This window comes from Pseudomonas sp. 5.2, from assembly GCF_059025405.1.
Genome location: NZ_JBYBHH010000005.1, coordinates 102,428 through 127,696 on the forward strand (window position 1 = coordinate 102,428; position 25,269 = coordinate 127,696).

Annotated in this window: 18 protein-coding genes; 7 read left to right on the forward strand and 11 right to left on the reverse strand. The window is 60.8% G+C overall.

Translation table 11 applies throughout. From position 1 onward, the window contains the following. Positions 1-54: 54 nt before the first annotated feature. The 3 genes from AC5PZ0_RS09735 (at position 55) to galE (ending at position 5,264) form a co-directional block, all read left to right on the forward strand. Positions 55-1,581 (forward strand): O-antigen ligase family protein, encoded by a 1,527-nt coding sequence (locus AC5PZ0_RS09735; RefSeq protein WP_099454023.1) that lies wholly within the window; start codon positions 55-57, stop codon positions 1,579-1,581. Then, positions 1,581-4,187 (forward strand): cellulase family glycosylhydrolase, encoded by a 2,607-nt coding sequence (locus AC5PZ0_RS09740; protein WP_493854808.1) that lies wholly within the window; start codon positions 1,581-1,583, stop codon positions 4,185-4,187. Before AC5PZ0_RS09735 ends, AC5PZ0_RS09740 begins: the two co-directional genes overlap by 1 nt. A 108-nt stretch (positions 4,188-4,295) precedes the next feature. Beyond that, a complete protein-coding gene (gene galE, locus AC5PZ0_RS09745) occupies positions 4,296-5,264 on the forward strand; it encodes a UDP-glucose 4-epimerase GalE (RefSeq protein WP_493854809.1) in 969 nt (322 codons plus the stop codon). Positions 5,265-5,717: 453 nt separating this feature from the next. On the opposite strand, the gene AC5PZ0_RS09750 is transcribed toward galE, so the two are convergent. The 7 genes from AC5PZ0_RS09750 to AC5PZ0_RS09780 form a co-directional block, all read right to left on the reverse strand. Continuing rightward, a complete protein-coding gene (locus tag AC5PZ0_RS09750) occupies positions 5,718-6,524 on the reverse strand; it encodes a CpsD/CapB family tyrosine-protein kinase (protein WP_027596764.1) in 807 nt (268 codons plus the stop codon). Positions 6,525-6,535: 11 nt separating this feature from the next. Continuing rightward, positions 6,536-8,095: a GumC family protein gene (locus tag AC5PZ0_RS09755; protein WP_085273382.1), complete on the reverse strand. Its 1,560-nt coding sequence runs from the start codon at positions 8,093-8,095 to the stop codon at positions 6,536-6,538. 20 nt (positions 8,096-8,115) lie between these two features. After that, complete coding sequence (locus AC5PZ0_RS09760; RefSeq protein WP_085273383.1) at positions 8,116-9,231, reverse strand: hypothetical protein; 1,116 nt, start codon at positions 9,229-9,231, stop codon at positions 8,116-8,118. A 23-nt stretch (positions 9,232-9,254) separates the two neighbouring features. After that, positions 9,255-9,812: a polysaccharide biosynthesis/export family protein gene (locus AC5PZ0_RS09765; RefSeq protein WP_493854810.1), complete on the reverse strand. Its 558-nt coding sequence runs from the start codon at positions 9,810-9,812 to the stop codon at positions 9,255-9,257. A gap of 347 nt (positions 9,813-10,159) precedes the next feature. Next, a complete protein-coding gene (eppA, locus tag AC5PZ0_RS09770; protein ID WP_077068395.1) occupies positions 10,160-10,336 on the reverse strand; it encodes an EPS-associated small membrane protein EppA in 177 nt (58 codons plus the stop codon). 410 nt (positions 10,337-10,746) lie between these two features. Continuing rightward, positions 10,747-11,865 carry a glycosyltransferase 61 family protein gene (locus AC5PZ0_RS09775; protein WP_493854811.1) on the reverse strand — a complete coding sequence of 373 codons (1,119 nt, stop codon included), beginning with the start codon at positions 11,863-11,865 and terminating at the stop codon, positions 10,747-10,749. A gap of 43 nt (positions 11,866-11,908) precedes the next feature. After that, positions 11,909-13,063 (reverse strand): GNAT family N-acetyltransferase, encoded by a 1,155-nt coding sequence (locus AC5PZ0_RS09780; RefSeq protein WP_027596759.1) that lies wholly within the window; start codon positions 13,061-13,063, stop codon positions 11,909-11,911. Between the two features lie 332 nt (positions 13,064-13,395). Here AC5PZ0_RS09780 and AC5PZ0_RS09785 point away from each other — a divergent pair, with 332 nt between their 5' ends. Then, the gene (locus AC5PZ0_RS09785; RefSeq protein WP_493854812.1) at positions 13,396-17,223 is read left to right on the forward strand and encodes a dermonecrotic toxin domain-containing protein; all 3,828 of its coding nucleotides are present in this window, start codon (positions 13,396-13,398) and stop codon (positions 17,221-17,223) included. A gap of 21 nt (positions 17,224-17,244) precedes the next feature. Here AC5PZ0_RS09785 and AC5PZ0_RS09790 read toward each other — a convergent pair whose 3' ends face one another. Next, positions 17,245-18,723 (reverse strand): putative bifunctional diguanylate cyclase/phosphodiesterase, encoded by a 1,479-nt coding sequence (locus AC5PZ0_RS09790; RefSeq protein WP_493854813.1) that lies wholly within the window; start codon positions 18,721-18,723, stop codon positions 17,245-17,247. 150 nt (positions 18,724-18,873) lie between these two features. On the opposite strand from AC5PZ0_RS09790, the gene AC5PZ0_RS09795 reads away from it, so the two are divergent. Continuing rightward, positions 18,874-20,493 carry an NADP-dependent glyceraldehyde-3-phosphate dehydrogenase gene (locus AC5PZ0_RS09795; RefSeq protein WP_454243654.1) on the forward strand — a complete coding sequence of 540 codons (1,620 nt, stop codon included), beginning with the start codon at positions 18,874-18,876 and terminating at the stop codon, positions 20,491-20,493. A 109-nt stretch (positions 20,494-20,602) separates the two neighbouring features. Further along, entirely contained in the window at positions 20,603-21,070 is a 468-nt protein-coding gene (locus tag AC5PZ0_RS09800; RefSeq protein ID WP_493854814.1) for a VOC family protein, read from the forward strand. A 132-nt stretch (positions 21,071-21,202) separates the two neighbouring features. On the opposite strand, the gene AC5PZ0_RS09805 is transcribed toward AC5PZ0_RS09800, so the two are convergent. Then, positions 21,203-21,436: an RHS repeat-associated core domain-containing protein gene (locus AC5PZ0_RS09805; protein ID WP_493854815.1), complete on the reverse strand. Its 234-nt coding sequence runs from the start codon at positions 21,434-21,436 to the stop codon at positions 21,203-21,205. A 307-nt stretch (positions 21,437-21,743) separates the two neighbouring features. On the opposite strand from AC5PZ0_RS09805, the gene AC5PZ0_RS09810 reads away from it, so the two are divergent. Next, entirely contained in the window at positions 21,744-22,925 is a 1,182-nt protein-coding gene (locus AC5PZ0_RS09810) for a DUF8534 domain-containing protein (RefSeq protein ID WP_027596755.1), read from the forward strand. A gap of 121 nt (positions 22,926-23,046) precedes the next feature. Here the strand turns inward: AC5PZ0_RS09810 and ilvA are convergent, their stop codons facing one another. Together ilvA and AC5PZ0_RS09820 are read right to left on the reverse strand one after the other, a co-directional pair. Beyond that, complete coding sequence (gene ilvA, locus AC5PZ0_RS09815) at positions 23,047-24,609, reverse strand: threonine ammonia-lyase, biosynthetic (RefSeq protein WP_027596754.1); 1,563 nt, start codon at positions 24,607-24,609, stop codon at positions 23,047-23,049. A gap of 181 nt (positions 24,610-24,790) precedes the next feature. Beyond that, a complete protein-coding gene (locus AC5PZ0_RS09820; RefSeq protein ID WP_265969060.1) occupies positions 24,791-25,222 on the reverse strand; it encodes a PACE efflux transporter in 432 nt (143 codons plus the stop codon). Positions 25,223-25,269 lie beyond the last annotated feature (47 nt).

Genomic DNA, 25,269 nt, shown 5'->3' on the forward strand with positions numbered 1-25,269 from the left:
TTCAATTAGCCATGATGCTAGCCGTGCCCACCAAGGGAAAGGTGTCCTTAGCCAATGCCTGAACATTTTCGTGCGTTGATCGTCATTCTGTTTCTGGCAGGCGTCGTTTTTGTCATGGCGCGCCGCCCGGCGACAGACCTCATCCCCTACAGCGACTTCAAGCGCCGGCGTAACCTGTGGTTCGTCCTGACGCTGGTGGCCTTCGCCTCCCACAGCTTCTGGGTGTACGTGGCCGCTGCCGGGCTCATCATGTACATCGCCGGGCGGCGCGAACGCAATGCCATGGCGCTGTTTTTCATGTTGCTGTTCCTGATTCCGCCGGCCTCGGTGCAAATACCTGGGTTTGGCGTGGTCAACTACCTGGTCGACCTCAACCATGTTCGCCTGCTGACGCTGTGCGTGTTGCTGCCGGCAGCGCTGGCCCTGAGCAGGCAAAGCGATACCCTGCGCTTTGGCCGCACCTGGCCCGACAAGCTGCTGGCGGCCAGCCTGGTGCTGATGAGTGTGCTGTACCTGCGTGAAACCACCCTGACCGACACCTTGCGCCAGGCGCTCTACCTGTATGTCGATGTGTTCTTGCCCTACTACGTCGCCAGCCGAGGGCTCAAGGAAATCAGCGATTTCAAGGACGCCATGCTGGCATTCGTGCTGGCATCCTTCGTCCTGGCACTGATCGGCGTTGCCGAGTTCGTCCGCCACTGGCTGCTGTACAACGCCCTGATCGATGCCATGGGCGTGCAGTGGAGCATGTCCGGCTACCTGAGCCGTGGCGGCTCATTGCGCGCCAGCGCCACCACCGGGCAGGCGATTGCACTGGGCTACGTGATGAGTGTGGCCATCGGCCTGTACCTGTTCGTCCAGGGGTATGTGCGCAGCCAGCTGCAGCGGGTGCTCGGCGCCCTGCTGCTGGCTGCCGGGCTTTTCGCGCCGTTGTCCCGCGGCCCCTGGATTGGCGCCGTGGTCATCGTCGTGGTGTTCATTGCCATGGGCAAAGGCGCCATCAAGCGCCTGACTGTGCTTGCCCTTGCCGGCGTACTGGCTCTGCCGCTGCTGACTGTGCTACCTGGGGGCGACAAGGTGCTGGACCTGTTGCCTTTCATCGGCAATATCGAAAAAGAGAACATCACCTACCGGGAACGCTTGATCGACAACTCCTGGATCGTGATCCAGCGTAACCCCTTGTTCGGTTCGTTCGACTTCCGTAACACCCCTGAAATGCAGTCGATGATTCAGGGGGAAGGCATTATCGACATCGTCAACACCTACGTCAGCCTGGCCCTGCGGGTCGGGTTGGTCGGGCTCGCGCTGTTCGTGGCGTTTTTCGTCACCGTGTTGCTGGGCATCCGCAAGGCCATGCGCGCGTTCCCCGACAAGGATGACGAGCAACGGCAACTGGGCCGGGCGCTGTTGGCGACGCTGGTGGGGATCCTGGTGATCATCTTCACCGTCAGCAGCATCACTATCATCCCCACCGTGTACTGGTCGGTCGCAGGGCTTGGGGTGGCCTACATACAGCGGGTGCGCAGGCTCCGTTCCAGCCAGGCCAGCGACCTTCCCGCTGCCGGCCTTCAAACCAGGTGATGCCCATGAGCCGTTTCCCCTTGCGCCCCTTCATGCGGGTATCCCTGTTCGTTGGCCTGGCCGTCATGTCCCAGGCTGGCTGGGCCTCCGGGTGGGTCGTCAGCGTCGAAGAGCAAAACGGCCTGCCCAGCGTGACACGCGGTGGCGGGCAGGTGATGAAAGCCAAGTTCGACTTCTGGGCGGCTAACTGGAGCTGGACTGGCTTCTACACTGCCATGAAGGTCAATGCGCCCTACAGCTACACCCTGCAGGGCAAGAACAAGCAGTTGGACTTCGACCTGACGGCGGATATCCGCAAGCCGCAAACACAAACCTTGAGCTGGGCGTTCGACCTGACCGCACACAGCAGGCAGTCCAACGTGATGGGCGGCGGCATCGTTTTCCAGTTCGACCCGGCCCTGTTCAATGGGGAGATGGGCGCGCCCGTGCTGTTGCCCGACAACCGTGGCTGGTCCTGGGGCAAGGATGCGCAAGGCAGGCGCATCGAGATGCGCTTCGAACCTGCACTGGCAAAGGTGTACTTCGAACCGGGTAGCAATGCCGAGATCCGCGCGTTCTTCTACAAAGACCCCATCAGCGCCGGCCAGCAGCAGATCAAGGCGACGTTGAACGTGACGGGCGATATCGAGCTGGGCCCAACCCCCACCGAGCGCTTTGGCCTGCAAGACCCCGCGCAGTGGCCCGACGACCAGCTTGACTGGCAAACCTCGCCGGTCGACCTGTCTTTTCTCAACGCACCCGAGAAACCAGCAGGCAAGCGCGGCTTTGTAAAGGCCTCCGGCGAGCAACTGGCGTTCGAGGACAACACCCCCGTGCGTTTCTGGGGCACCAACCTGTCTGCGTACTCGCTGTTCAAGACGCCAGACGAGGAAATCATCAAACAGGCCAAACGCCTGTCGGCACTGGGTTTCAACCTCGTCCGGCTGCACCACCACGACTCCCCGTGGGTCAGCCCGAACGTGTTTGGCGACGGCACCTTGATTCGCGATACCCAGCAGCTCAATGCCGAGTCGCTGCGCAAGATCGACCTGTGGGTCAAAAGCCTCAAGGACGAGGGCATCTACGTCTGGCTCGACATGCACGTACAGCGCGCCCTTACCGCCAATGACAACATCGAAGATTTCGATGAGCTGGCCAAGGGCGAGCCCAGGGTCGACCTTAAAGGCTACGCCTATGTGAACCAGAGCATTCAAAAGGCCATGAAACGCTTTATTGAGCAGTACATGACCCATGTGAACCCCTACACCGGCCTAGCCTACAAAGACGACCCGGCCATTGCTGCGGTTTTGATCACCAACGAGAACGACATCACCCAGCACTACGGCAACGCCCTGATGCCGGACAAAAAAGTCCCCGCACACACCAAGCTTTACCGGGAGCAGGCAGATGCCTTCGCCCAGCGCAATAACCTGTCTGAAGACCGCACCTGGCGCGCCTGGGAACATGGTCCGTCGAAGCTCTTCTTGAATGATCTGGAACGCCGTTTCGATGTCGACATGATTGCGCACCTGCGCAGTCTGGGGGTCAAGGTACCCATTGCCACCACCAGCACCTGGGGCGGCAATGGCCTGAGCGCGCTGCCCGCGCTGACCTCGGGCGATGTGATCGATGCGCACAGCTACGGCGCCATCGGCCAGCTCGAGAAGAACCCGCTGACCAGCGACGGGATGATCAACTGGATTGCCGCGGCCCAGGTCGTCGGCCTGCCCCTGACGGTCACCGAATGGAACGCTGAACCCTTCCCCCTGCCCGACCGCCATTCGCTGCCCCTGTATGTGGCGGGCACGGCCAGCCACCAAGGCTGGGACGCCATGATGCAATATGCCTATAGCCAGCAGGCCTTCAACAGCGGTTGGCGCACGGCAGACAACTGGCACGCGTACAACGACCCAGCCATGCTGGCCACGCTCCCCGCGGCTGCCCTGCTCTACCGCCGTGCGGACGTGCAGCAAGCCACCACCCGTTACGTCTTCGCGCCAACACCCGCCACCTTGTTCAACCAGGACATCACGCCGCGCAACTCGCTGCTGCTGCGCACCGCCATGGAAAAAGGCAGGCTGCAGATCGCCATGCCGCAGACGCCGGAGTTGCCCTGGCTGAAACCCAGCATCATCCCGGCCGATGCCCAAGTGCTGCGTGACCCTGCCCAATCGTTGCTGCCCCCTGACGCCACCGAGTCGGTAACCGATACCGGGGAGCTCAAGCGCAACTGGCAACAAGGCCTCTACACCATCGATACCCCCCTGACCCAGGCGGCGACCGGCTGGCTGGGCGGTCGAACCCTCAACCTTGGGCAGGTCGAGGTACAGGCAAAGACGCCTTATGCCAGTGTCGTCGTGCAGAGCCTGGATGCCAAACCGCTGGGCCAGGCTCGCAGCCTGCTGATCTCACTGGGCACCCGGGCTGTGCCCAAGGCCGACGACAAGACACCGTTCAATGTCGAGCCCTTCGAAGGCACGCTGGCCATCAAGGCAGCGGCCGGCCTGAAACTGTTCGCGCGCGATGCACAAGCGCAACTCAAGGAATTGCCAGTGGCGTACCAGAACGGGCGCTATGTGATCACGTTCGATGGCCAGTACATGTCCAACTGGCTGTTCTTGAAATAGGGCATTTGGCCATCTACAGTCTCAAGAGACCTGTAGCTGATACTCCCACCTGTTCGATTCAGGGACGACCCGCGGCGTCTGTACAACAGCAGAGTCCAGGAGGCACGGATGAAGTTTCTGGTTGTCGGTGGCGCAGGTTATATCGGCTCGCACATGGTCAAGCACTTGCTGGCCGCGGGCCATGATGTGGTGGTGGCGGACCTTGTGTCGCCAGGGCCTGGGGTGCAATGGGCCAAGCTCGACATTGCCGACGAGCCGGCGCTGGATGTGCTGTTCGCCGAGTGCCACTTCGATGCGGTCTTTCACTTCGCATCGTTCATTCAGGTGGGCGAGTCGGTTTGCGCCCCTGGCAAGTACTACCAGAACAACGTAGCGGCCACCCTGACATTGCTGCAGGCGATGGTGAATGCGGGCATCAAGCGGCTGGTGTTTTCCTCCAGCGCAGCCGTTTACGGCAACCCGCTGTATGTGCCCATCGACGAGGCGCATGGCAAGGCACCGATCAACCCCTATGGGCTCAGCAAGTGGATGGTCGAGCAAATTCTCGAGGACTTCGACCGTGCATACGGGCTGAAGTCAGTGTGCCTACGCTACTTCAACGCCGCAGGGGCTGACCCTGACGGGGAGCTGGGCGAGCGCCATGAGCCGGAAACCCACCTGATACCGTTGATCCTCCAGGCGGCCGCTGGCAGGCGTGAGGCGGTCACGGTGTTTGGCCGGGATTACGACACCGCCGATGGCACCTGTATTCGTGATTATGTGCATGTCGCCGACCTGGCTTCGGCACATGCGCTGGCGGTGGACTACCTGGTCGCTGGCGGCCCCAGCACGGCGTTCAACCTGGGCAATGGCCTGGGCTTTTCAGTGCAGCAAGTGATCGACACCGCCCGCACAGTGACGGGGCGGCAGATACTCACACTCGATGCCCCCCGCCGTGCGGGCGACCCGCCCAGGTTGGTGGCGGATGCTGGCAAAGCGATGAGTGTGTTGGGCTGGCGGCCAGCGTATGCATCGCTGGAGCAGATCGTGGCGCATGCCTGGGGGTGGGAGTTGCAGTACCCGTGGCGTCAGCCGTAATCATTCAGCTATTCACTATCGGGTTTAGGAGCAGCCTTGTGCTGCGAAGAGGCCGGTGAAAACACAGCGAATCTTCGCTGCTGTCACCGGCCTCTTCGCAGCACAAGGCTGCTCCTACCCCGATAGTGAATAGCTCAGTAATAGGTGCGCGGCTTTTCATCCGCCTTGTTCAACACCGTGCCTGGTCGCTGGCGGCCCCAGCACGGCGTCAACCTGGGCAATGGCCTGAGCTTTTCCGTGCAGCAAGTGATCGATACCGCGGAGCAGATCGTGGCGCATGCCTGGGGGGGAGTTGCAGTACCCGTGGCATCGGCCGTAATCATTCAGCTATTCACTATCGGGGGTAGGAGCAGCCTTGTGCTGCGAAGAGGCCGGTGAAAACACAGCGAATCTTCGCTGCTGTCACCGGCCTCTTCGCAGCACAAGGCTGCTCCTACACTCGATAGTGAATAGTCAGTAATAGGTGCGCGGCTTTTCATCCGCCTTGTTCAACACCGTACCAATCAGGTTGACTGTCGCCAGGTGGTGCAGGCATTCCTCGATCTCTTGCTTGCTGTTCATGCCGTTGCCGACGACCAACAACACACAGTCGAACTTGGGCATCACGGTGATTGCATCGTCCGAGCTCAACAATGGCGGCAAATCGAAAATGCAGATGCGCGACTCATAGCGGCTGCGCAAGTCGCTGATCAGGTTGTTCACCCGGGGGGAGGACAGCATTTCGGTAGACATCGGAATAGGCACCCGCGTCGGCAGCACGACAAAACGCGGCAACGTCGGGTTGACCAGCACCTCTTCCAGCCCGGCCTGGTCAGACAGCAACTCGTTGAGGGCCTTTTCCATCGGCAAGCCCAGGCTGCTGCCGACCTTGGGGCGACGCAGGTCGAAGTCCACCAGCAGCGCCGTCTTGGTCGTATGGTGCGCGATGCTCATGGCCAGGTTGATCGCCAGCACCGTCTTGCCCGCCTCGGGCGTTGGCGAGGTGATGGCCAAGGTACGCCAGCCGTTTTCCTCCATCGCCTGCAGCACCTGCGTGCGCAACAGGTCGATCGGCCCACTCATGTTCGAGTTCTTGTTGAACGCGACAATCCGATTGCGCTCAAGGTGCTCCGCACGCAACGGCACCACCTTGGTCTTCACGTAATCGAATTGCCCTGGCACTTCTGGAGGCTCCGCCCCGTGGGCGGTTTGCGGTGCCTGGGCAGCACCTGGAGAAACTTGATGAATACCATTGCCAACTACCGGCTTGATCCTGTCCATCACTGCTTTCCCTATTCAAACCGCGCCATAGCCTTGAACAGCAACACATCCAACGGCATGTAGAACACGTGCACCAGCACTACCATCATAGCAATCAGCACAAGCACCGCCAGGATCAGCAGGTTGCGCCAACGTTTACGCTTTGCCAGTTCCGCCTGGGTGGTAATGAAGGGCACCGTCACCAGCACACGCTTGCCCAACACGCTCTCCAACGCCCCCACCCCCCGTACCCGCTGATTGAGCATTTCCAGCAGCATCACCAACGCGCCACCGCCTGCCGGTGCCAGCACCAGGCCCAGCGCGGCGATTTTCTTGCGGTTGGGTTTGATCGGCTTCTCAGGCAGCAGCGGTGGCTCCAGCAGCACAAAACGCTCTGCCTTGTTTTCCTGTTCCAGGCTTTCGGTAATTTTCGCGCCCATTTCCTTGGCACGGATTTCTTCGTACTTCTTGCGCGCGTTGTCGTGGTCGCGCATCAAGGTGACCAGGCCACGCTCCACTTGCGGGGCTTCAAGAATCTCCGCCTCGTAGCCTTCCATTTTCTTCACCAGCTCACGCTTTTGCTCCGCCAGTGAGGTGATGCGCTCCTGGGCCGCGCCAATCCGCGCACGCACCCTCGCCACATCCAGGCTGACCGACGACGCAGCCTTGCTGCCGCCGCCGCTGGCCTGCAGGGCATCGATCTTGCGCTTGACCGCAACTACGTCCGGGTGCGCGTCCTTGTATTTGGTCAGCAGCCGGGCGTACTCGGCCTTGAGGCTGGGCAGGTCTTGTGGCTGGTCGACACTGGACGGCCGGGTACCGTCAGCCTTGGTGGTCAAGCCGGCATTGGCCGCCGACAATTCAAGCTCCAGGTAACGCAGTTCCTCTTGCGCGGTCTTGTAATCGCGGTCGACCTCCCGGAACTCCAGCTCCGAACGCGACAACATGCTCATGCGCAGCGACTGGTGCTCAGGCAAGGCATTGGCGTGGGCTTGCTTGAAGTCCGCCAGCTGGTTTTCCAGGCTGGCAAGCTCGGCACCCAGCTTGTTGGCTTCCTGGGTCAGGAATTCGGTGGTTTCGTTGGCGCGCTCGGTGCGCTGCTTGAGGTTTTCGTTGAGGAACAGCGTCACCAGTTCGTTGGCGACATCCTTGGCCACCTGCGCTTGCTTGTGCTCGAAGGACACATTGAATGCGACTGTGGCCTCACCCCGCCCTCTGACGAACGTGCTGAGGGTAGCGACCACGATGGCATTGCGCATCTGGTCGATCTTGTCGCTTTCGCTGAGCCGCTTGTCAGCGAACAGGCTGTACTTGTCGATGATCCGCAGCAGGTTCTCGCGGGTCATGACGCGCTGGCGAATGACCTCGATGCGCTCATCGGCAAAGCTGTTGTTGTTCGCCGATACCAGCTCGGGGGAGATCTGTTGCGACTCCACCAGAATGGTCCCGGTGGACTGATAGATCGGTGGCACGCTGACCGCGACCACCACGGTCGCGGCAAGAATGACTACGATACTGATCCCTAATAACAGGGCCCTATCCTTGATGATGGCGATGTAATCTTTAAGGGAAAGCTCGTAGTCAGACTTCATAAAGGCCACCAGGCTGAAGTTCAGAGGTCGGGGTACCTATACGTCAACGTCAAACCAACAATTGTTGCGTCCGCAGTGGGTGCATCGTCCTGCCGCCGCTCCTTGTACATCAACGATAGGCGCAGATCCCAAAAAGGCGAAAATTCCCGGCTGGCCCAGACACTGTACATTTGCAGTGTGTTGGGGGTTTGCCCTTTGCTGTCTTGCCAGGTGGCATCGGCGCCGACGCGGGTCAGCTCGTTGACCGCGTAACTGTAGATACCGCGCACCATGTCGAGCTCGGCAAAACCACCCTCCGCGCTGGCGACCGTGCTGCGTTCGGCACTCAAGCTGAGGTCGGAACGCACCCCGGTATACAGCAGCGAGGCCCCGCCCTCCCCGCGCCGACCGCCTTCAGAGCCGGACACCTGGTTGACGCCAACGTGCGCATCGGCACTCAGGCGCTCGGAGAACTGATACTTCACCCCAACTGCAGGGGTGTAGCTGTTAGAGGCGGTCGCAGTAAGGTCCTGTTCGGGCTCATAGCGCCTCACCCCAAACCGGGTATACACATCGGCCCGCTCGTTCCAGGCGTAGGTCCAGGTTGTCACGTTGCCCAGCTCGTTGTAGCCGGTCAGCGTGTTGATGTCGTATCGCGCTCGGCTGTACTTGGTTTCGTTGGACAACGTACTGCGCGCGGTGATGGCGCTGCTCCAATTGCCTGCCAGCGTATACAGCTTCTGCGTGCCGTCGGTGGTTACCACACCGGTGTCCTGGACAATGCCGGACAACGTAGAGCTTTCGTTGTACTGAGCCACCAGGCCAAAACGCCCTTTCTCGGTGTCGCGTTGCCAGCCCAGGCTTACATTGGGGTCTTCGCGGTCGTCGACGATGTCCGTGTCTGAAGAACGCAACACGTGCATGCCAAGACCCAACCGTAATTCGTCGCGGTCGAAGGTACCGACAAGGGTGTAGTCGGGCGCAATGATGGTGCGCGTCACACCCTTTTCTTCAGACGACAGCAACAACGGGTTGCTGTCGTATTCGACCGAGGTCGGTACCACCACCGATGACTGCCAATTTGCTGCCTGGACCGCGTCCGTAAACGGCAAGACCATGATTGCCGTTGCAATGCTAGTTGTTCTAAGAAGAGGCATTAAGTGTTCTTATTAAGGCAAGATCAAGGAACGACCAGCGTATCGCCAGCCTGAAGTTGAATGTTGGTGGACATGTCACGCCCGGAAACCAGGTCCTTATATCTCACGGGCAGAATCCGTTGGGAAGCCCCCTGGCCGCGGACCACCTTGATGTCGCTTTCGTCAGCGAATTTGTCCAAACCACCCGACATGCTCAAGGCCTGCAATACGGCCGTGGGCCCCGCCATTTGTACGGGCCCTGGCTTGATCACTTTGCCCTGCACGTACACAAGGTTGCCGGCGATGCTTTTGACGACAACGCTGACGTTCGGGTCGGGGAGGAATTTTTCGAGTTTGGCAGCGACCTGTTTTTCAACGGCCGTGGCATCAAGGCCGGCGACATCGATCCGCCCTGCCAAGGGGAAGGTGATACTGCCATCGGGTAGCACGGTGGCTTCTTGACGCAGGCTGTCCTCTTGCCAGACGGACACCATCACCACATCGCCAGGGCTGAGCCGATAAGCTGCGCTATTTTCGACCGCGTTGCCGGTACCAGACCACAGCATCAGCACGCAAAAAGCGGAACACAATGAACGTACCATGAGGGTCCCTCCGGCCTACTGGCCTGACAAAGAGCACTAAATGAGAACGGCACACCAACTCTCGCTCCACTTCGCAACCGCACTGCCTGCTGCGATGGCCTCAACCTTCCTGGAGGCCCTGTACCTTGACACCTCGACACCCTGCCTGACCCGTCCGCTGCGACACCCTACGGCTAATGGCGATGAGTCGCCACTGGAATATAGCAACAGTTGGAAAATTGACAAGCTGTCAGCGGCTGCGAAGCCATCAACAACAAACCTCAGACGTCAATTTACCGACAGTCCAAAAAAGCCCCGTAATTGATCAACTGTTAAAGCCCCCTATTACCTTTGCCACGCGAGAACGTTTAAATCTTTCTTCTATTGGCAACGGCAACAAAACCGATCACTGCAAAGGCGAAGAACCACCCTGCCGTTGCGACAGGAATGACACTGTTTTGATTGACATACGAATCAGCAGCACGGGCAGCGCCACTTAAAAGCACCAACAAGAATATTGATTTAATGAACAGTGTCGAGCGCATAACCCCCTCCTATAAAGAGGATAATAAAAATATTTATTGGTGGGTTTAGCGGGAGACTTCCTCGCTGTTGATTTGAGCTTATGGGCACAATGACACTACGTCAATGATCCGACACCATAATAAAATTCAATGAGCAAGGGGTGGCTTCGTCAAAATGCCGTCACACATAAACTGCAGGCATTTCTCGGTACTGCTAGATAATGGTCAATTAAGTGTAAGGCGCTGATATAGCGAACTTTTCTGCGATAGAAGCCGCACAGGAGACCCCGGCGGCTGGCGCTATCGTGATTGCTCATCAAACGAAGACGTGAAGGAGGCAAGCTCTTGCGTTTCATCGCTGAGAAACCAAATGCTAATGGTTGGCCTTCCGAACCGAAATCTGGCGCGTTTACCTGAGGCTTGGCCGGTAGCTACACCGGCATCAAATCCAGGGTGCGCTCCACCTCATCGATGTCGATCCTGAACCCGTCGCCTTCCGGCATGCCCACCACAAAGCCAAAGTGCTGCTGGTCGCGGTCTGTCAGGTATTTGTAATAACTGACAAAACGGTTCGGTGGCTGCAACGTCAATACTGAGCCACCGGCCTGCAGCACGTTCACGCCATGAACCAGCTGGCTACCTTCGACCCCGGCCACCACTCTGGCGCCCGCGCACGCCGCGATAATGCTCGGCACGTCGGTTTTCAGCGGGTCGACAATGCGAAAGCCCCAGTGCGTGCGCAAGTGCTCTGCTACGGCCATTTCATTGCGCAGGAAGCGCAAGTCGCCGTCGCCACCACGCAATATGAACACACCGGGGTGTGGTTCGTGGGGCACATGCGACTGCAGCTTTTCGCCCATGGCTCGGTAGCGCAAGTGGCGGCTTTGGTTGTTGCTCTGGTCGTCGAACAGCACCAGCTCACGGAAAAACGCACTGCGCAAACGAAGGGGCTTCATGCCCAGCCAGTCTTCATAAGCCGGCGCCTGGGTAAACAGTGGGTAGCGCGCAGAGGGCGCAGTGGTCACCGGTACGCCCTCGTTGCAGGCCAGGGCATAGGTGACGCAGTCTTCCATCAACCAGGTGCCAAACCAGGAGTTGCCATTTTGCGTGCAGTAGATGGCCGCGCGCTCGATCTCGTGCTCCACCACAACCCGCGGGAAGGTGCTCGGTTTCAAGGATAACCAGTGGCTGGCCTTGCCTTTGTAGAGCGCGCCATCGACCAACCACACGTCCTTGATCAGGTACCCTCGTGTAGGGCCCTGCGCCACGCTGAGCCCACCCTCCATCGTGCGGGCGGGATGCACGTAGGGGTAGAAGCGCTTTGCCTCCCACCCCGTCACCCGCTCCAGCTGATTGGGCAAATAGAAGGCGGGCGGGGAAACTGTTGTTTCACCAGGCGCGATATCCCAGCTTTTTGACGCGATGCTTTTCAGGTCGATGGCAGAATTACGTGCGAGCCGCTTGCGCGCCATGTATTTGTACGCGGCAAGGGTCCACTTATGCCGTTTACCGGCAGACGGTGCGCTGAATTTGGAGATATCGCTGCCCATGAAGTGCTCCCCGGGGTGGCGTGGTCACAAGCCTTTGAACGACTCAGTTGGATGTGATCCTTTCCATCGTCGGCGGCGACTGTAAATTGGCGTAACGCGTGCGCAAGGTCTCGATAAACGACTCGCCCGAACGTTGGTCACCATAGAGGTAGATCTTGTGCAGGCCGCCAAAGACCATCTCGTGGTACCGGCTGGCGACCTCTTCATCGCTCGGCCCGTCCGGCAAGCCCAGGTGCAGTGTCAATTTGTCGCCTTCAACCGCGAACATTGGCGTTTCCCATAGAAATTTCGCCGTCCCGGTCTTGGGTAGCCGCACGAACAGGTAGGCGTGGTTGCCCAACGAATCAATGTCGCCACCGCGCCTTCTTTTCCACTTCAGCAAACCGTCATCCGGCCGCGCCAGGCACAGGCCAATGTCGTAATAATCGAAGCCATGTTGCAACGCCCACTCCAGCGCCATGAAGGTGGTGATGGAGTTCACCTCACGCAGTTTTTTCGCATCTGAAAACACCGCTTCGCTATAACCAAAACGCAGGGTGCTCCAGTAGCGCTTGCCACCGCGCGTGACTTCACAACCCAGGTGGCAACCGATCACTTCGTCGCCCAAGGTGATGAGGTCCAGGCGCCCAACGCTCTTGGCAATGCGGAACACATCGTCCGTGGGAAACTGCGCAGCATGAATACCCTGCCTGGCCGTGGCATAGGGGCGCAGCAACTGGCTGTCAGCCATTGCGATTTCTTCATCCGACAGCGTCTGCCTCATCTGATAAAGCGGCCGGTTCTTGCGAATGCTACGGCGCAACTCGCTGTCGTAGCGGGCGGTAATGTCATCCAGCGTTCGCCCCAGTGGTACCACGGCACTCAGGTAGTGCGGCACGGACAACGCCCCTGTGGTGGGCATTTCACTCACCACCACCACATGGTTCGACGCGTCTGGCTCTGCACTGCTGCCGGCAACCGGAGCATTGCCCGGAGCCTTGCCACCAATCAGCAGCTTGGCCATCTCGCGCTGCTGCTTGCGCCCGATGTAGAGGATTTCGTAGGGGCTTTCCTGCTGCAGCCTGAACCTGGCGACCTCCCACCGCCAGACACAGGCTCGGCCCAGCACTTCACGGACTTGGCTGGCAAGCAGCCTGATCTCGTAGCGCGTCGAAGGAGAGATGAGTTTTCGTGCCACCGCTGCCAAGTGCTGTTTCATTCTTCTTCGACGTCCTTTGATGTTGTCTATGGGCAGATCAGAACAAGATCATAATTAGCTGTAATAAACACACCCAACGCACTGATATACAAAAGATTACTATCGAAACTTCACTCTCACATTCAGTAACAATTTAAGATGCCAGGCAACGGTTTGGCAAGCGGCACTTTGACAGCATGCCAATCTATTTTATGACGTCAAAAAACGCTTTTTATTTTGATGATCGTGTGACGCTAACACATGACGCCTGTTGAGTTGCAGGCAATACCGGGTTACCACCTGGTTATTAACCAATACCGTTTGATGCTCTCTCCTCATAAAGGAGCATCGACATGCCAACCCTTTCAACGCTCGAACCGCATCAAACGCTACTGGAAACACAATTGCCCACCTGGGCACACTCAATAGCCCCGCCTCAATGGCACAGTTTGAGGCAAAGCCAACTACCGACCTATTACACGCAGGCCTGGTTTGCCAACGCCGCCCCCGATCTTCGCCAGGCCGTGCACCGTAGCCAGTCGCGCCTGCTGCGCTCGCAAAGCACCTTGGCCCGAGCCCTTGAGGGGCTTGAGCAAATCACTGCGTTCGCTGAGCCCAGGCTGACGGCCCGCCTTGCCGAACACGGGTGCAGCGCCCCGCTTCGTGGCACCGAACTGCTTCGGGTAGAAAGCACCTGGCATTGGGCAGGCATGCGTTACCTGAACAGTCATCGTCGTGACACGCTGCTGCAGGCCGCGCTGCAGAACTTCGCCGATGACGAACGCTTCAGCGCCCAGAGCGCCGTTGCACCAAGCCACACGATCCAGGTCACACCCGTTCAGGTACGGGGCACCGCAGTACTGGGCCCGCAAACACCCCCAGCGCACTTCCCGCTGGTGTCGGAGCGCTACCAGGTGGAGCGGCTGCCGCTCACACCCGCTGGCTTCGCCGCACTGTGCCGTTCGCTCGATTTGGGGCAGCAATACCAGGCCCATCTGCAGCACCATTTCGCTAAGCCACACGTACGCGAACAGGCGATCGCCGTGTACAAGGATAGGCTGCGCCTGGCGGCCGACCTGGCTTACCTACGGCATGTGCTCACCGGCACCGCGCGCGACCAAGTCGACCTGTTTCTGCAGGGCAACGAGATGCCTTGCTGGCAACTGGCGCTGTTCGGTATCACCTTGCATGAGGTAATCCTGATCGACACCGAAAGTGCCGGGCTGTTGCTCTATCTGCCAGGCCACGACCAGGCCCTGCGTCAATGCGCCGACCTTGAGGCTGTACACGAGGCTCTGGCGGCCCTGCTGCTAGAACCCACCGACCGGCAGGCGTTCATGGCGTACGTGGAGCAGGGTCAGCAGCAACACTTTCTCGACCTGCTGCACCAAAACCTTGACGCTTCGGGCACTTCGGCCGACGACAAGGCATGGCAGAGAGCCCCTGAGGCGGATTTGCGCCCCACACGGCTGGCAATCACCGAGGAACCTTTTGCTTTTTATCAGGCGCTGCACCTTGACCGCCTCAAGCGCGAAGCTCGCCAGCTGGCGGTGCCGACCGCCGAAGCCGACGCCACGGCGCGGGCAAACCGCCTGCAAGCGTGGGAAGACCTCGGCATGGACGCGCTCAACCTGGCCGGCTTCTTCATCCCCGCCGTGGGCACGCTGATGCTGGCGGTGACGGCGTGCCAACTGCTTGGCGAAGTGTACGAAGGCTATGAGGCCTGGCATCAGGGTGACCGCCACCTGGCATTGCGTCACCTGGAGGCGGTCGGCCTGAACCTGGCCCTGATCGGCGGGCTGGTGGTCGCTGGCCACGTGGTGCCGAAGTTGTTCAAAAGCCCGCTGCTGGAGAGCCTGCAGGAAGTTCGCAAGCCCGATGGCCGCTACCGGCTCTGGCAGGCAGACCTCACACCCTATCGCAGCCCCCTGGACTTGCCACAGAGCGTGCACGCCAATGCTCAAGGCCAGTACCTGCACGATGGCCGGTATTTCATTCGCATGGATGGCCACCTCTACGAACAGCGCCTGGACACGCAGACACAGCAGTGGCGGCTTGTGCACCCAAACGCGCAGGACGCTTGGCAGCCGCCTCTGGAGCACAATCAACAGGGTGCCTGGCGCGCCAGCCATGAACAGCCATCACAGTGGTCCTTCGCAATACTGGCTCGCCGCTTGGGGGAAAACTACGCAGCGTTCACACCCGAACAACTTGAGCTGGCTGGCCGCATGTGTGGGACCGATGCCGCGTACCTGCGCCGCGTGCACCTCGAAGGGCAGCCGCCACCGGCTTTGCTGCTCGACACCCTGCAACGTATGGCCGCGCAAGCGAAGGTAGTTGCGCTGGGCAGCGACGCGCCGGGCAACCTGTTCGAACGGTTGTATAACGGCGATGCGCCCATCGAACCGGCAACACGCAGGTTGCTGGAAGCCTACCCTCGCCTGTCGGCCGTACTCGCCAGGCGTCTACTGGCGCCCCTAAGCGCCGCGCAATCCCTCGCCTGGGAAAACGACGCGGTGTTACCGGCCTGGCTGCGTCAGCAGGTTGAACACGCGCACAGCGAACTGCCTCTGATACGTGCCGTGGAAGGCGTGCTCGTTCCCGCTCGGGCCGGTGCCGATAGCGAACGCCTGCTGTTCAATGCCCTCGATGGCCTGCCCGACTGGCCGCGCGATGTGCGCCTGGAACTGCGTGCGGGTAGCCCCGAGGGCCCTCTGCTTGAACATATCGGCAGCAGCTCAGCAGGCCGTGTCTGCCGGGTGATCAAAAGCGCAGAAGGTTATGAGGCTGACCTGGGGCCGCGCCCTGCCCCCGCCACGCGGGACCTGGACCTGTGCCGCGCTGTGGAGCAGGTACTGCCGCACAGCCAACGCGACGCGCTGGCGATCGTCCAGGCCGATGGGCGTACGTTACGCCAGCGCGTCCTGGCTTGGGTCAACGACAACCGAGATGACCTTGCACAACGGCTATGGGGGCCACGCGCCAGGCGTCGCGCCCGCCCAGTCCAGCTGCGTGGAGGTCGCCCACTCGCCCCACAAGCCCCGCACCCGCGCCACACAGGTTCACTGGCCGGCGCCTATCGCCGCCTGTACCCCGATGCCACTGATTCGGAAATCGAAGATGTACTTGGCAGCGACCTTGAAGACAATGACCTTCGCTCACCGACACAAAGGCTGCGCGACCTGCAACAACGCCTGGATACGCTGCGCCGCAACCTGCAGGAATGGGCCCGCCCCGACCCTCAACGCCCGCACCAACGCCAGCGGGCGATCCGCCCAATCATCAACGCCTGGCGGCGCCTCTCGAGCGTGCCACTCGCAGGCGGTGGCCGGATCGCCAGCCTCGACCTCTCCGGCCTCGAACTGGAAAACCAGGACCTGGCCAGCCTGGCCCTGCCGGACGACTTCACCCATGTGGAGCACATAGCGCTGCACAGCAACCCTTCACTCAGCCAGCTCCCTGCAGAGTTCCTGGAGCGCTTTCCCAAATTGAAACGCTTGTTACTGTCCAATTGCCGGTTCGACGCCCTGCCCCATGTGGCCAACCCCGATCGATTGACCTGGCTTGATCTGGACAACAACCGCATCACCTGGGACAACCGCAACCAGGTAGCGCTGAACCAGTGCGCCGGGCTTATCGTGTTGGACCTGTCGGGCAACCCGCTGCTGGAGGCGCCAGACCTGCACGGGCTTGACCACCTGAAAACCCTGTTCCTGTCCGAGTGTGGGCTGGTCGAACTGCCCTTAGGCCTGGACGTCGTTGCCGAGCCTCTCGTCCTGGACCTGTCTGGCAACCAGTTCCAGCGGCTGCGGGTGGATTTCAACCTCCCCGGCCCGTCCGCCGAAGCCCTGTGCCTGGAAAGTGAGTGGCTGAGCGAAGGCATGCTCGCCCAGGTCGATGCTTACAATACTGCCCATGAAGTCGATTTGCTGGTGTGCGAGGGGGATTATGCAGAGTTTTTCGAGGGAACGGGCCCGGAACAGGCTGCGCTGTGGCAGCGTTTGCCACTTCAGTACCGCCGCGACCTCAGGCCTCTGCTTGAAAACGATTTCTTCATAGCCCGCCCGCAACAAGCCCGCGCGGAGTTCTGGCGGCGTCTGGCAGCCATCGATGCTGACCCCGTGCTACGCCAGGAGTGGTTGATGCACCCGCCGCACAATCTGTTCCGCCTACCCCTGTAGAGAGCGGCGAAAAAGCGCCTGTTACCCAGGTGACAGGCGCTGCCTACGCGGGTTACGCGCTATCCAGCCTTGCAACTCGGCGGCCGGCATCGGCCGCCCCATCAGGTAGCCCTGCCCCTGATCGCAGCCGGCATTGCGCAGAAAATCGTACTGCTCCTGAGTTTCGATGCCTTCGGCAGTAATGCGATAACCCAAGGCATGCCCCAGGTCGATGATGGCACGGGCAATGGCCACCGCATCATCGTCTGCGGGCAGGTCCTTGATGAACGCGCGGTCGATCTTCAGGTGGTCGATAGGCAGCGCCCGCAGGTAGGCCAGCGACGAATAACCGGTACCGAAGTCATCCACCGCAGTGGCCACGCCCATAGCCTGCAGTTGCGCGAGCACCGCGCAGGCCTGCTGCTGGCTTTCCATCAACAGGCTTTCAGTAATCTCCACCTCCAACAGATTGGCGGCCAGGCCATGACGCTCCAGGGCCATCGCCAGGCTCGACACATAGTCGCTGCGCTCGATCTGCAATGCCGCGACATTGATCGCCAACGGCCCGGGCAGGCGGTCATCCCGACGCCAGGTTGCCAGCTGCGCACAGGCCAGCTCCAGCACGCGCTCACCCAACGGGATGATCAACCCGGTACGCTCTGCCAAGGGGATGAACTCGGCCGGTGACACCAGGCCTGCTTGCGGGTCGCGCCAGCGCAGCAGCGCCTCGACACCTTCCAGCTTGCCGCTGAACAGGTCCACCTTGGGCTGGTACCAAAGTTCGAATTCATCATTGTTGAGCGCACGCCGCAGGTTGCGCTCCAATTCCAGGCGTTGCTGCAAGCGCGCAGTCATATCCGGGTGATACGCCCGCCAGGTGTTGCGCCCGCTTTCCTTGGCGGCGTACATGGCGGTATCGGCGTGGCGCAGCAGGTTGTCGACATCCTCGCCATGCTGCGGGCACCAGGCCAGGCCAATGCTGCCGGTAACCAATGCAGCGTTACCTTTGAGGTCGAACGGCCGCTGCAGGCACCGCAGCACATGGCGCAACTGGTGGGTTACCTGGCCCTGTGTGCCCTGGAGCATGAACACGAACTCGTCACCGCCCAGGCGGCAGACGCGGTCGTGCTGGTCCAGCTCCTGCAGGAAGCGCGCGGTGGCTTGTTGCAGCAGCAGGTCGCCCATCGCGTGGCCAAGGCTGTCATTGACCTGTTTGAACCCGTCGATATCGAGCATCAGCACGGCGAGGCCATGCCCCTTGTCGATGGCCTCGGCCAGTTGCCGCTGGAACAGCACCCGGTTGGGCAACCCGGTAATGGTGTCGTAGTGCGCCAGGCGTTCGAACTGTGCCTGTGACCGGCGCAGTTCGTGGTTATGCTGCTGCAGCTGGCGCTGCTTGCCGTTGAGCCGCACGACACAGAGACCGAGCAGGCCGATGGCAGCCAACGCCAACCAGAACAAGGGCGAAGCCAGCAGTGCGGCCGTCTGTGTATCGTAGCTTGGGGGAATGGAAGTGATCATAGGCCTGCTGACGCACCGGGTTAGCTCTGTATCGGCGCAGTGCAGGCAATGTTGAGCCAGACTGGTGTTTTTCCTGTGACCGGTGCATGCTCGAAGCTGAAGCGTTTCACCTGGCACCAACTCCGCTCAGATATGTGAGGTGCAGTACCCATGGACCGTCTGCTCGATTCACTTTTCCCGACCGCCGAGAACATCCCCGACACCTGGCGCCTGGAAGCTCCCCTGGAACAACGCGACTATTTGGTGAACGGCCAGCTCAGGCGCTGGGACGGCCCTCTGGCCACGGTGCGCAGCCCGGTCTGGCTGAAGGAAGCCGACGGCGAGCGCCAGGTCATTCTCGGCAGTGCCCCGCTGCTTGACGCCGACACCGCCCTCACCGCGCTCGACGCTGCCGTGCAGGCTTACGACAAGGGCCGTGGCGCCTGGCCGACGATGCGCGTTGCCGAACGCATACAGCACGTCGAACGCTTCCTGGCGCGCATGCGCGAACAGCGCCAGGCCGTGGTCAAGTTGCTGATGTGGGAGATCGGCAAGAACCTCAAGGATTCGGAAAAAGAGTTCGACCGCACCTGCGATTACATCGTCGACACCATCAATGCGCTCAAGGACCTCGACCGCCGCTCCAGCCGCTTCGAGCTCGAACAGGGCACCCTCGGCCAGATCCGCCGTGCCCCGCTGGGCGTTGCATTGTGCATGGGGCCCTACAACTACCCCCTGAACGAAACGTTCACCACGTTGATCCCGGCGCTGATCATGGGCAACACCGTGGTGTTCAAGCCGGCCAAGTTTGGCGTATTGCTGATCCGCCCGTTGCTCGAAGCCTTCCGCGACAGCTTCCCACCGGGGGTGATCAACGTCATTTATGGCCGCGGCCGCGAAACCGTCAGCGCGCTTATGGCCAGCGGCCTGGTCGATGTGTTCGCCTTCATCGGCACCCACAAGGCCGCCAGCGACCTGAAAAAACTGCACCCGCGCCCACACCGCCTGCGCGCGGCCCTGGGCCTGGACGCCAAGAACCCCGGCATCGTGTTGCCCCAAGTCGACCTGGACAATGCGGTCGAAGAGGCCGTGACGGGTGCTCTGTCATTCAACGGCCAGCGCTGTACGGCGCTGAAGATACTGTTCGTCCATGAAGACGTGGTCGACGCCTTCCTGGAAAAATTCCAGCGCAAACTCGCCGCGCTCAAACCTGGCATGCCATGGGAACCCGGTGTGGCGCTAACGCCATTGCCGGAACCGGGCAAGGTCGACTACCTCGATGGCCTGGTGGCCGATGCCACAGCCAAGGGGGCACGGGTCATCAACGAAGGCGGTGGGCAAAGCCGCGGTTCGTTCTTCTACCCCGCCCTGCTGTACCCGGTGAGCCATGACATGCGCGTGTACCACGAGGAGCAGTTCGGCCCAGTGGTGCCGGTGGTGCCCTATCGCGACCTGGAAACCGTCATTGACTACGTGCTCGATTCCGACTACGGCCAGCAACTGAGCCTGTTCGGCAACGACCCGGCGACCATCGGCAGCCTGGTGGACACCTTTGCCAACCAGGTCGGCCGCATCAATATCAACGCCCAGTGCCAACGCGGGCCAGACACCTACCCGTTCAACGGCCGCAAGAACAGTGCCGAAGGTACCTTGTCGGTGCATGACGCCCTGCGCGTGTTCTCGATCCGTACGTTGGTGGCGACCAAGTTCCAGGAGGCCAACAAGACGCTGATCAGCGAGATCATCCGCAATCGCCAATCGAGCTTCCTGACCACCGATTACATCTTCTGACGGCCGCCGTTATAGAAAATCGGTCTAGCGCCACTGTCGATTTTCCATCCGTGCAAACGACTCTAAGCAAAAGGGCGCCAACCGGCGCCCGTTTCAAAGGAGAGCGAACATGGCAGCCAAACCCATCCCCGAAGGCCAGCACAGCATCACCCCCTACTTGGGCATCAACGACGCCGCCAAGGCCATCGAGTTCTACAAGAAAGCCTTTGGCGCGGTCGAGATGTTCCGCCTCGACGCCCCGGGCGGTCGCGTGGGGCATGCTGAATTGAAAATCGGCGATTCGTCGCTGATGCTCGGCGACCCCTGCGACATGGAAGGTGGCCTGACCGCCAGCCAGAAACTCGCGGGCGCGGCCGTAGGCCTGCACCTGTATGTCGAAGACTGCGACAAGGTCTATGCCCAGGCCCTGGCCTGCGGCGCCACCCAGCTGCGCAAAGTGACGGACCAGTTCTATGGCGACCGCAGCGGCACCCTCAAGGACCCGTTCGGCAATATCTGGTTCGTCTCGACCCACAAGGAGGACCTCAGCCCTGACGAGATTCGCGCCCGCGCCGCGCAGATGTTCAGTGGTAACTGAGCGGCGCGTTTTGTACCCGCTCTGATTGGGCGCGCCTCGGCCTTGTGATGCGCCTGCGGCAAACATCCGGCGGAGGGCCTTTTGCCCTCACCGGATACAGGCGAACAGGCCACGATGAAGTGTCCCGACGGATCAACGCTGTTCATTGGGTCTTTCTCGCGGTATGCATGCATTCCTCCCCCCGTTGCCAAAAGGGCTAAGCCCGTCGGGGCTTGTAAACCGCATAATCCGAGGGCTGTAGTTTCGGTAGCCGTTGCCCAGTGGATAACGTTCCGTCACCCGGTCCGAGCGTTCACCGTTGTAAGCCTGTAAAAGATGTACAGATGGCCAAAGCCCCCCGTAAGCAAGCATTGCTGTTTTTTTCATTTGGCCATACGCCCATCATAGCGTTCGTTTATCGTCCAATCGGAACTTCGCAAACGTCTCCGATTAGTTTCTTTGATTAGGCCGCATGCTGAAGCGTCACCCGCTCATCTTCAACTCGTAGAATTGACAGTACCCAAAATCTGACTTTAACCAAGCGGCACTGAACAGCTTTTGCCCTGTTGCGAGACGCACCGGCCCGAGGGAGGTCTACCGCGACGCCAGCCAGGCTAGCAAACATGACTTAACGGGTTGAAAGCGGCTCAACTTTGCTTGAAGCTTGAAGCTCGTAGCTTGGAGCTGCCCCTTAATGCGAATCATCGATAAGACCGCCGCGCAGGTCCGCAGCCTGACCCCCGCCGAAGAAGAGCTGCTGGTCGGTTTCAACACAGGCACGCTCGCTGGCCCTCGCCTGCTGCAGGCCAACCAGTTGCTGATGAAGGTGCGTAACGCCAACCAATGGCTTGCCTGCGACTGCCGCAAGGACGCGCTGCCGGTGCTGAACGTGACCCTCAACGGCAACACCGGCACGCTGTTCCTGAAAAACAACCCAGGCACTGCCGAGCATGCGCCTGGTTGCCCGTTCACCAAGGACGAGCGTGAAGCCGCAGAACGCGAAGACGACCCTGCCCCGCCTGCGGCCTGGCTGCCACCCGATACGCCATTGCGCCTGATCGGTGACTTTCGCCCGGCCCAGGACAACAGTGGCAGTGAGGGCACTGACCGGCGCGAACAACAACGGCTGTTGTCGCTGCTGCTGACCTGGATCGAGATCAGCGGCTTGAACCTCTACGCCACCCACCTGAAAAAAGACCTCACCGGGCAGTTTGCCGAGCTGCGCAGCGTTGCCAGCCGCTACCCGCTGCTAGAGCGGGTACCGGCCAGCAACTACCTGGAAACCCGGCTGGACATGAAGCACATGATGATGCTCAAGGCCCGCCTGCGCGAGGCGACGGTGTTCGGCAATCATCGTCGGCATGGCCTGATGCTGGACTGCGTCGACCAGATCAAAGGGCGCAAGCTGTTCAATAGCCGCAGCGAAGACGGGTTCGACTTCCAGGGCCACCACCTGTATTGGGGAGGCAGCCGTGCAGCCGGGCCGCTCTTGGCGTTGGCGCTGTATTCGCCTGCTAGTGCTGGCAGCCACTTTTACGAGCTGATCCATGTCGCCAGCGTGCCCGTGCTGTCACGCGCTCACCTGTTCCCGGTGTACCGCGATGAAGAGCGTGAGCCACTCAAGGCGTTGGTGTCGCTGATCGACTGGATGGCCAGCAAAGGCGTGAAGGTCCAGATGCGTCGACCGGTGATCGGCGGGCAGGTGATGGATGAGCTGGTGCTGACCTCTGATCAGGACCGGGTGCTTTCGGTGTCGCTGCTAGAGCAGCCAATTGGCCCGGAGCCAGATGCCGAGAACTTCAAGCGCTATGCCGACTTCAAGAGCCTGGAAACCTTCCGCAAGTATGTGGCGGGCTTCTTTATGCGTGAGCGCTAAGCACCCCAGCGCTACGCGCAACCTGTAGGAGCAGCCTTGCGCTGCGAAGAGGCCAGTGGCAGCAGCGAAGATTAATGGTGTCTTCACCGGCCTCTTCGCAGCACAAGGCTGCTCCTACAGATCAACCCAGAAATAGCTTGTATGCTGGGTTTTCGGTCTCATCCCAATAACGGTAGCCCATCTCATCCAGCGTCTGCGGCAACGTCGCCAGCTCATCCCCTGGCACTTCCAGCGCAGCAAATACCCGCGCCTCCGCTGCACCATGGTTACGGTAATGGAACAGGCTGATGTTCCAGCGTTTGCCCAACCGCTCCAGAAAGCCCAGCAGTGCCCCTGGCCGCTCCGGGAACTCGAAGCGCAGTACACGCTCATCCGCCCCCGGCGCCGCATGCCCACCCACAGTGTGGCGCACATGCAGCTTGGCCAGTTCGTTGTCGGTCAGGTCGAGCACGCTGTAACCCTGCTCGGCGAGGTTGGTCAGCAGGTTTTCCCGAGGGTCGTGCAGCGGGTGCGTCTGCACCCCGACAAACAAACGCGCTTCTTTGCCCGGGTAATAGCGGTAGTTGAACTCGGTGATCTGGCGTTTGCCCAGTGCCTGGCAAAATGCGCGGAAACTGCCTGGCTGCTCAGGGATCGTCACGGCGATGATCGCCTCACGCTGTTCACCCAGCTCGGCCCGCTCCGCCACATGGCGCAGGCGGTCGAAATTGACATTGGCACCAGAGTCGATCGCCACCAAGGTCTGCCCCTGCACGCCTTCGCGGGCCACGTATTTCTTGATGCCGGCCACAGCCAGGGCACCGGAAGGTTCAGTGATCGAGCGGGTGTCGTCGTAGATGTCCTTGATTGCTGCGCACAGTTCGTCGCTGTTAACGGTGATCACTTCATCGACGAAGTGCCTGCACAGCTCAAAACAGTGAGCACCGACCTGCGCCACCGCCACGCCATCGGCAAAGGTGCCGACTTGCGGCAGGATCACCCGCTCGCCCGCGGCCAAGGCCGCCTGCAGGCAATTGGAGTCCTCCGGCTCGACGCCGATCACCTTGACCTCGGGCCGCAGGTATTTCACGTAGGCCGCAATGCCCGCCACCAACCCACCACCGCCCACCGGGACGAAGATCGCATCCAGTGCACCTGGGCGCTGGCGCAGGATCTCCATGGCCACGGTGCCTTGACCGGCGATCACGTCTGGGTCATCGAACGGCGGCACGAAGGTGGCACCTTCGCTGTCGGCCAATTGCAGGGCGTGGGCCAGTGCATGGGGGAAGCTCTCACCGTGTAGCACCACATGGCCACCACGCGAGCGCACGCCCTCCACTTTCAACGAGGGCGTGGTGGTTGGCATGACGATGGTGGCTTTCAGCCCCAGGTGCGAAGCCGCCAGCGCCACGCCTTGGGCATGGTTGCCGGCGGACGCGGTGATCACCCCGCGTTCGCGCTGGGCGGGCGTCAGCCGTGACAGGCGGGTGTAGGCACCGCGGATCTTGAATGAGAAGGTGGGTTGCAGGTCTTCACGCTTGAGCAAAACCTGGTTGCCCAGGCTGGCGGACAGTGCTGGCGCTGCCTGCAGCGGCGTTTCGATGGCCAGGTCGTACACCGGTGCGGCGAGAATACGCCGTACCTGTTCCGACAGCAGTTGCTGTGGCGTGACAGGGGTACGCAGGTTGGCGCTGAAGCTGGTCATCGATGACTCCTTGGCTATTTTCACGTTGCCCAGGAGTCAGAGAGTAAAAACCCGCCTCCAGGGCGGGTTAGGTGCACGTACGCGCTAGCCCGCCAAACTGATAATGGCGGTAATAATAATGGCGTTCACGTGCGAGAAGGTGTTCATGGGGTAGGAACTTATCCCGCCGCAGGGCAGCAAGTCAACACTTTGCCTGCTGCGCCGAAAGCGGCACATCGAACACCTTGTCGAACCCCCACTGGAAAACGAACGCGTACACGAAGAAGAACACGAACAGCGCCAGGTTGGTCAAGAAGGCCGCCCACAGGCTGACATCGAGCCACCACGCCACCAGCGGCAACAAAATCACCACCAGCCCGCCTTCAAAGCCCAAGGCATGCAAGACCCGGCGCATGAAGGTGCGTTCGCGTTGCGGCTGACGCGCCTCCCAACGCTCGAACCCCCAGTTGAATGCCATGTTCCAGCTCATGGCTATCCCTGACATGAGGAAGGACAACACCGCCGACTGAGCCATCCCGGCGCCAAACGCCAGCTCCAGCGCGGGTGCCACGCAGGCAACGGCGATGGCTTCGTAAAGAATGGCCTGGACGATCTTGCGGGCCTTGCCTTGCATGTTCAACTCCCTGAAATACGATCTGCCAAACGACAAGATTTGGCCCA

What these genes read in the sequence shown, in the direction of transcription:
- AC5PZ0_RS09785 (WP_493854812.1), top strand. Translation starts at nt 13,396, where the DNA reads ATGCCAACCCTTTCAACGCTCGAACCGCATCAAACGCTACTGGAAACA.
- AC5PZ0_RS09735 (WP_099454023.1), top strand. Translation starts at nt 55, where the DNA reads ATGCCTGAACATTTTCGTGCGTTGATCGTCATTCTGTTTCTGGCAGGC.
- AC5PZ0_RS09765 (WP_493854810.1), bottom strand. Translation starts at nt 9,812, where the DNA reads ATGGTACGTTCATTGTGTTCCGCTTTTTGCGTGCTGATGCTGTGGTCT.
- AC5PZ0_RS09805 (WP_493854815.1), bottom strand. Translation starts at nt 21,436, where the DNA reads ATGAAAAAAACAGCAATGCTTGCTTACGGGGGGCTTTGGCCATCTGTA.
- AC5PZ0_RS09760 (WP_085273383.1), bottom strand. Translation starts at nt 9,231, where the DNA reads ATGCCTCTTCTTAGAACAACTAGCATTGCAACGGCAATCATGGTCTTG.
- AC5PZ0_RS09755 (WP_085273382.1), bottom strand. Translation starts at nt 8,095, where the DNA reads ATGAAGTCTGACTACGAGCTTTCCCTTAAAGATTACATCGCCATCATC.
- AC5PZ0_RS09800 (WP_493854814.1), top strand. Translation starts at nt 20,603, where the DNA reads ATGGCAGCCAAACCCATCCCCGAAGGCCAGCACAGCATCACCCCCTAC.
- AC5PZ0_RS09780 (WP_027596759.1), bottom strand. Translation starts at nt 13,063, where the DNA reads ATGAAACAGCACTTGGCAGCGGTGGCACGAAAACTCATCTCTCCTTCG.
- galE (WP_493854809.1), top strand. Translation starts at nt 4,296, where the DNA reads ATGAAGTTTCTGGTTGTCGGTGGCGCAGGTTATATCGGCTCGCACATG.
- AC5PZ0_RS09750 (WP_027596764.1), bottom strand. Translation starts at nt 6,524, where the DNA reads ATGGACAGGATCAAGCCGGTAGTTGGCAATGGTATTCATCAAGTTTCT.
- AC5PZ0_RS09810 (WP_027596755.1), top strand. Translation starts at nt 21,744, where the DNA reads ATGCGAATCATCGATAAGACCGCCGCGCAGGTCCGCAGCCTGACCCCC.
- AC5PZ0_RS09775 (WP_493854811.1), bottom strand. Translation starts at nt 11,865, where the DNA reads ATGGGCAGCGATATCTCCAAATTCAGCGCACCGTCTGCCGGTAAACGG.
- ilvA (WP_027596754.1), bottom strand. Translation starts at nt 24,609, where the DNA reads ATGACCAGCTTCAGCGCCAACCTGCGTACCCCTGTCACGCCACAGCAA.
- AC5PZ0_RS09795 (WP_454243654.1), top strand. Translation starts at nt 18,874, where the DNA reads ATGGACCGTCTGCTCGATTCACTTTTCCCGACCGCCGAGAACATCCCC.
- eppA (WP_077068395.1), bottom strand. Translation starts at nt 10,336, where the DNA reads ATGCGCTCGACACTGTTCATTAAATCAATATTCTTGTTGGTGCTTTTA.
- AC5PZ0_RS09790 (WP_493854813.1), bottom strand. Translation starts at nt 18,723, where the DNA reads ATGATCACTTCCATTCCCCCAAGCTACGATACACAGACGGCCGCACTG.
- AC5PZ0_RS09740 (WP_493854808.1), top strand. Translation starts at nt 1,581, where the DNA reads ATGCCCATGAGCCGTTTCCCCTTGCGCCCCTTCATGCGGGTATCCCTG.
- AC5PZ0_RS09820 (WP_265969060.1), bottom strand. Translation starts at nt 25,222, where the DNA reads ATGCAAGGCAAGGCCCGCAAGATCGTCCAGGCCATTCTTTACGAAGCC.